The organism is Mycobacterium sp. 852002-30065_SCH5024008, assembly GCF_001665645.1.
GTDB lineage: Bacteria > Actinomycetota > Actinomycetes > Mycobacteriales > Mycobacteriaceae > Mycobacterium > Mycobacterium paraffinicum.
The window spans coordinates 41,440-47,782 of the sequence record NZ_LZSZ01000034.1 but is presented as its reverse complement, the minus strand read 5'-3'; the positions used below and the strand labels follow the sequence as shown (position 1 = coordinate 47,782).

The following is a 6,343-nucleotide window of genomic DNA, read 5'->3' as shown; positions in this document are numbered from 1 at the left end:
CCGAGATCTACACTTATGCGATCGTCGGCAGCGTCAGATGTGTATAAGAGACAGCGGTGGCACAGGATCCGCCACGGCGAGACCGGCGCCCAACCCGAGCGCGACCGCGCCGAGGGACGCAAGAAGAGCCGATCCGGCGATCACCTTACGGAGTTCCATCACCCGCGGACGTTCCCCTCCCCCTTTGCGGCTGGATTCGCACCACCAGATCGTCGCAGTCGACACCCTGCGCAGCCAACTGGCGCTTGAGCACCTTGAAGGTCACCGTGCGCGGAAGTTCGGCGCTGACCCGGACGTAGGACGGCCACTGCTTGGGCCCCAGGTCGGGCTGCTCGGCCAGGAAGGCGCGAAACTTCTCGGCATCGAACTCGGCCCCGGATGCCAGCACCAAAGCGGCCATCACCTGGTCACCGACCACCGGATCCGGCACAGCGTAGACGGCCACCTCCGTCACGTCCGGGTGGCGTAGCAGCACCCGTTCGATCGGGGCGGCGCCGAGGTTTTCACCGTCGACGCGCATCCAATCGCCCAGCCGTCCCGCAAAGTACGCGTAGCCGGCGTCGTCGCGGTAGGCGAGGTCGCCGGTGTGGTAGACCCCGCCCGCCATCCGCTCGGCCTCGGCGGCCTCGTCGTTGTAGTAACCCTCGAACCGGCCCGCTCCGGCGGTGTTCACCAGCTCGCCGACCACGCCCGCCGGGCAGGGTGCACCGGTGTCGGGGTCGACGATGTCGACGCCCTCGGGCAGCGGGCCCAAGGCACCATCCGGGGTGTCCGGGGTGCGCGCGATCGCCACCCCGCCTTCGGTGGAACCGAACCCGTCCTGGACCACGCAGCCGAATCGACGCGCGAAGCGTTCGACATCGCGGGGCACGCCCTCGTTGCCGTACACCGCCCGCAGGGGATTGTCCGCGTCGTCGGGCTGCTCGGGCGTTGCCAGCACGTACGACAGGGGCTTGCCGACGTAGTTGGCGTAGGTGGCGCCGAAGCGGCGGACATCGACCAGGAAGTTGGACGCGGAGAACTTGCGCCGCAACGCCAGTGAGCCCTGGCAGGCCACCGCCACCGCCCAGCCGACCAGCACCGCGTTGGAATGGAACAGCGGCATCGACACGTAGCAGACGTCGTCGTGGCCGAGGCCGAATCGCTGTGTCATCGTCACGCCAGCGATCGCGACCTTGCCGTGGCTGCACTTGACCGCCTTCGGCTCGCCGCTGGTACCCGAGGTGAAGATCAGCATGAAAAGGTCCGCGGCCGTCGCCGATTGGAAGTGCGGCTCGGCATCGCGATGTGTGGCCACTTCGTCGGCCCACTCGGCGGAGTCGACGTTGACGTAGTCGATGCCGGCAAGCGACTCAGCCGAATTCGAGTCGGCCAGCACCACCTGACAGTCGGCATGGGCGATGTCGCGCGCCAGCGCGTCGCCGCGGCGCACCGGGTTGAGGCCCACCGGCACGATCCCGGACATGCCGGCCGCCGTCAGCATCGCCGAGAAGAACGGGGTGTTCTCCAGCAGCAGGCCGACGTGCGGCGGCCGCGAAGGGTCGAGGCGGTCACGCAGGGCCGCCGCGATCGCGGCGCCGTGGCGCAGGTGATCGCGCCAGCAGACGTACGAGTCTTCGAAATAGACGCCGCGGTCCTCGATCTCGGCCAGCGGTACCAGCAGCCTGGTGACCGTGGGGTCGGGAGGAAGCACGAAATTAGGCAGGGGTTTCCGCCAGCTCGCGGCCGATCCGGCGCAGCTGGCCGGTGGCCCCGCCCAACGCGAACTCGGCCTCCTTGGCGGCCAAGAAGTAGCGGTGTACCGGGTGGTCGGTATCGACGCCGACGCCGCCGTGCACGTGCACGATGGTGTGCGCCACGCGGTGCCCGGCGTCGGCGGCCCAGAACGCGGCGCTGGCCACGTCGATGTCGGCGGGAACGTCCTCGGAGACCTTCCACGCCGCCTGAGTGAGCGTGAGCCGCAAGCCTTTGACGTCGATGTAGCCGTCGGCCAGCCGTTGTGACACCGCCTGGAAACTACCGATCGGACGATCGAATTGCTCCCGCTCACGGGCGTATTCGGCGGTGAGCTGCAGTCCGCGTTCCAGCACTCCGAGTTGGAAGGCGCTGCGCCCCAGGGCCGCAAGTGTGTCGAGCCAGACGACGACCTCGGCGCCGCCGACCATTCTGGCACCGTCCACCTCGGTCCCGTCCAGCGCCAGGTGCCCGACGCTGCCCAGGCCGGTGGTCTCCAACGCGGTCACCGAAACGCCGGGATCGCCGGTGGCAACCACGAAAACGGCCGTGCCGGAGTCGGTCTCGGCCGGGACGAGGAGGGCGTCGGCCGCCGGCCCGAAGCCGACCTGTGTGCGGGTACCGGTGAGGCGATAGCCGTCGCCGGCGCGGGTGGCCTGCACCGGACCCTCACCCATCTCGCCCAGCAGCGCGACGGCGAGGATCTTCTCGCCGCTGACCGCCGGGGCGCCCCAATCCTGTTGCAGCTCCTCGGTTCCGAAGCGGGCCAATGCACCGGCGCCGAGCATCACCGACTCCAGGTAAGGCACGGCCGCCAACTGGTGACCCAACGCCACCAGGATGGCGACCTGCTCGAGCACCCCGAATCCATCGCCGCCTACCGAGGTGGCCGAAGCGCTGGTGAGGATTCCGGCGTCGACGAGCTTGCCCCACAGCTCACGGTCGAACCGTTGGTCTAGCTTGTCGAGCTCACGCTGGTGCTCCGGTGTGCATACCGAGTTCACGATCGTGTCGACCAAGCCGCCGAGATCGTTCGCCGCTTCGGTTGTCGAAAAATCCATCGATGTTCGTCCTTAGGAAGAGGGGGCTCAGCGGTTTCGGGGCAGGCCCAGCGCGACCATGCCGATGATGTCGCGCTGCACCTCGTTGGTGCCGCCGCCGAAGGTCAGGATCAAGCACGCGCGGTGCATCCGCTCGACCCGGCCGCGCAGCAGCGCACCCGGCGAATCCTGGCGCACCGTCGCCGCGGTCCCCAGCACCTCCATCAGCAGCCGGTAGGCCTCGGTGGCCAGTTCGGTGCCGTACACCTTGGCCGCCGATGCGTCGGCCGGCGACAACGACTCGCTGTTCGACGACGCCAGTTCCCAGTTGATCAGCTTGAGCACCTCGGCCTTGGCATGCACCCGGGCCAGGTTGATCTGCACCCACTCCGAGTCGATCAGCCGGGCCCCGCCGGCGTCCTTGGTGTTCTGCGCCCACTCGCGAACCTCGCGGAGGGCCAGGAAGATCGGTTGCGGCGACACCAGAGCGACGCGTTCGTGGTTGAGCTGGTTGGTCACCAGCTTCCAGCCGCCGTTCTCCTCGCCGACCAGGTTGGTCACCGGGACTCGCACGTCGGAGTAATAGGTGGCGCTGGTGTCCACACCGGCCATGGTGTGCACGGGCGTCCAGGAGAACCCCTCCGCGGTCGTCGGCACGACCAGCATCGAAATGCCGCGGTGCTTCTTGGCTTCCGGGTTGGTGCGGACAGCCAGCCAGACCCAGTCGGCGTAGGCGATCAGGCTGGTCCACATCTTCTGGCCGTTGATGACGTAGTCATCGCCGTCGCGGACGGCGGTGGTACGCAGGTTCGCCAGGTCCGTGCCGGCGCCCGGCTCGGAGTAGCCGATGGAGAAGTGCAACTCCCCGGCCGCGATCTTGGGTAGGAAGAACTTCTTGTGTTCCTCGGTTCCGAAAGCCATGATGGTCGGCGCCACACTGTTGATCGTCAGGAAAGGCACCGGCACCCCGGCGATCGCGGCCTCATCGGTGAAGATGAGCGAGTCCATCGGGGAGCGGTCCTGGCCGCCATACTCCTTGGGCCAGTTCAGGGTCAGCCACCCGTCCTTGCCCATCTGCGCGACGGTGTCGCGGTAGGCGGTGCCGGTTCCCACCTCGCCCTGCGTCGAGTGCAGCGCCTCCCGACGCTCGGGGGTCATAAGCGTGGTGAAGTACGACCGCAGCTCGCGACGCAGCTCCTCCTGTTCGGGGGTGTAACTGATGCGCATTCCAGCCGTCCTTTGTTAACGTGACACGCCTCGACTAGCCGACGTTACTCGGCCGACGACTACCCGTTCGTCTTCCCGGTTGTAACACGTTCTAGTCTGAGATTCCAGCGGCCGTTTCCCCAGCGGTATCGGGGCCCTATGGTGGTCCTACATACTGATGGGGCGCGTCCTCGGGTGAAGGCCAGGTGCAAGGAGGTTGCTGTGCGGGTGATCGTCGACCGTGACCGGTGTGAAGGTAACGCTGTGTGCTTGGGAATCGCGCCGGATATCTTCGACCTGGACGACGACGACTACGCCGTCGTGAAGCTCGACCCGATTCCCGCCGACCAGGAGCAGTTGGCCGAGCAGGCGATCGCCGAGTGTCCGCGAGCCGCGCTGTTGCGCGAAGACTGAAGTGCGCCCCCAGAAACTAGAGGTATTCATAAATTGACTAGCAGCACGAACGCGACCGATCTCTCCGGAAAGGTTGCGGTGGTGACCGGTGCGGCCGCGGGACTGGGCCGGGCCGAAGCTCTTGGCCTGGCCCGAGCGGGCGCCACCGTCGTCGTCAACGACATCGCCGCCGCCCTCGATGCCTCCGACGTCATCGACGAGATCAACACCGCCGGCTCCAAGGCGGTCGCTGTGGCCGGCGACATCAGCGAGCGGGCAACCGCCGACGAACTGGTCGTCCAGGCCGATGGTCTGGGTGGACTGGACATTGTGGTCAATAACGCGGGGATCACCCGCGACCGGATGCTGTTCAACATGTCCGACGAGGAATGGGACCTGGTGATCGCGGTACACCTGCGCGGCCACTTCCTGCTCACCCGCAACGCGGCCACTTACTGGCGCTCCAAGGCAAAGGACGCCGGGGGAACCGTCTTCGGTCGGCTGGTCAACACGGCGTCGGAGGCGGGGCTGGTCGGCCCGGTGGGTCAGGCCAACTACGGCGCCGCCAAGGCCGGCATCATCTCGCTCACCCTGACGGCCGCGCGGGCGCTGGGTCGCTACGGGGTGTGCGCCAACGCGATTTGTCCGCGCGCCCGCACCGCCATGACGGCCGACGTCTTCGGTGCCGCACCGGAAGTCGAGGCGGGCGGGATCGACCCGCTATCACCTGAGCATGTGGTCAGCCTGGTCAAGTTCTTGTCATCGCCGGCGGCCGCGGAAGTCAACGGTCAGGTGTTCATCGTCTACGGGCCTCGGGTGACACTGGTTGCGGCGCCGACCGCTGAGCATCAATTCAGCGCCGCGGGTGAGGCTTGGGAGCCTGCGCAATTGAGCGCGACGCTGCAAGAGTACTTTGCTGGGCGGGATCCGGAGCGGAACTTTTCCGCGGTCGGGCTGATGGAGCAATAGCTGTGTGACGTTACTTCGTGGGGGGGAATCAGCAGTAAGAACGTGTGTCAGTTTGGAATGACGTAAGCGCATCTGACCTGGCAAGTTAACGTTTCGGACAAGGAAATGCTGTTCATTGACACCGTTAACTTGTTCTGAGTTAATATGATCCGGCTCACACCGAGCCGCATGCGACGAGAGACACCGCTAAGGCGACGCATAGACTTCGCCGCGAGCAGCTGAGGGGGGTAGGCAAGTTGATGCAGCAGCTTGCGGTTCCCGCCCGTGCCGTCGGCGGGTTCTTCGAAATGATGATCGACACCGGCCGGCAGTCATTCCGCCGGCCGTTCCAATTGGGCGAGTTCTTGGAACAGACGTGGATGATCGCGCGCGTCTCGCTTGTCCCGACGCTGCTGGTATCGATCCCATTCACTGTACTGGTGGCATTCACGCTCAATATCCTGCTGCGTGAAATCGGCGCCGCCGACTTGTCCGGCGCCGGAACGGCCTTCGGCACCATCACCCAGCTGGGTCCGGTGGTGACCGTGCTCGTCGTCGCGGGTGCCGGCGCCACCGCGATCTGCGCCGACCTCGGTGCGCGCACCATCCGCGAGGAGATCGACGCGATGCGGGTTCTCGGCATCGACCCGATCCATCGACTCGTGGTACCCCGCGTGCTGGCCTCCACTGTCGTTGCGCTCCTGCTCAACGGCTTGGTGTGCGCCATCGGGTTGTCCGGTGGTTATGTGTTCTCAGTCTTCCTGCAGGGCGTCAACCCGGGCGCCTTCATCAACGGACTGACCGTGCTGACCGGCCTGCGCGAGCTGGTTCTCGCCGAGGTCAAGGCGCTGCTGTTCGGTGTGATGGCGGGCCTGGTCGGCTGCTATCGCGGCCTGACCGTCAAGGGCGGCCCCAAGGGTGTCGGCAACGCGGTCAACGAAACCGTGGTCTACGCGTTCATCTGTCTGTTCGTCATCAACGTGGTGATGACTGCCATCGGCGTGCGAATCTCGGCGAAGTGA

The 6,343-nt window shown here is 66.5% G+C and carries 6 protein-coding genes; 3 read left to right on the top strand and 3 right to left on the bottom strand.

The window, feature by feature from the left end:
- Nucleotides 1-145 precede the first annotated feature (145 nt).
- Genes fadD17 through A5781_RS04230 form a run of 3 tightly spaced genes read right to left on the bottom strand, consistent with a single transcriptional unit; the run spans nucleotide 146 to nucleotide 4,001 of the window.
- Nucleotides 146-1,693 carry a long-chain-fatty-acid--CoA ligase FadD17 gene (fadD17, locus tag A5781_RS04240; RefSeq protein WP_067201675.1) on the bottom strand — a complete coding sequence of 516 codons (1,548 nt, stop codon included), beginning with the start codon at nucleotides 1,691-1,693 and terminating at the stop codon, nucleotides 146-148.
- A 4-nt stretch (nucleotides 1,694-1,697) separates the two neighbouring features.
- Nucleotides 1,698-2,795: an acyl-CoA dehydrogenase family protein gene (locus tag A5781_RS04235; RefSeq protein ID WP_067201672.1), complete on the bottom strand. Its 1,098-nt coding sequence runs from the start codon at nucleotides 2,793-2,795 to the stop codon at nucleotides 1,698-1,700.
- A 27-nt stretch (nucleotides 2,796-2,822) separates the two neighbouring features.
- Nucleotides 2,823-4,001 carry an acyl-CoA dehydrogenase gene (locus tag A5781_RS04230; RefSeq protein WP_067201669.1) on the bottom strand — a complete coding sequence of 393 codons (1,179 nt, stop codon included), beginning with the start codon at nucleotides 3,999-4,001 and terminating at the stop codon, nucleotides 2,823-2,825.
- A gap of 201 nt (nucleotides 4,002-4,202) precedes the next feature.
- On the opposite strand from A5781_RS04230, the gene A5781_RS04225 reads away from it, so the two are divergent.
- From A5781_RS04225 to A5781_RS04215, 3 genes are all read left to right on the top strand, one after another.
- Entirely contained in the window at nucleotides 4,203-4,394 is a 192-nt protein-coding gene (locus A5781_RS04225; protein ID WP_067201665.1) for a ferredoxin, read from the top strand.
- A 33-nt stretch (nucleotides 4,395-4,427) separates the two neighbouring features.
- Nucleotides 4,428-5,342 (top strand): 3-oxoacyl-ACP reductase, encoded by a 915-nt coding sequence (locus A5781_RS04220; RefSeq protein WP_067201661.1) that lies wholly within the window; start codon nucleotides 4,428-4,430, stop codon nucleotides 5,340-5,342.
- A 236-nt stretch (nucleotides 5,343-5,578) separates the two neighbouring features.
- Nucleotides 5,579-6,343 (top strand): ABC transporter permease, encoded by a 765-nt coding sequence (locus tag A5781_RS04215; RefSeq protein WP_067201657.1) that lies wholly within the window; start codon nucleotides 5,579-5,581, stop codon nucleotides 6,341-6,343.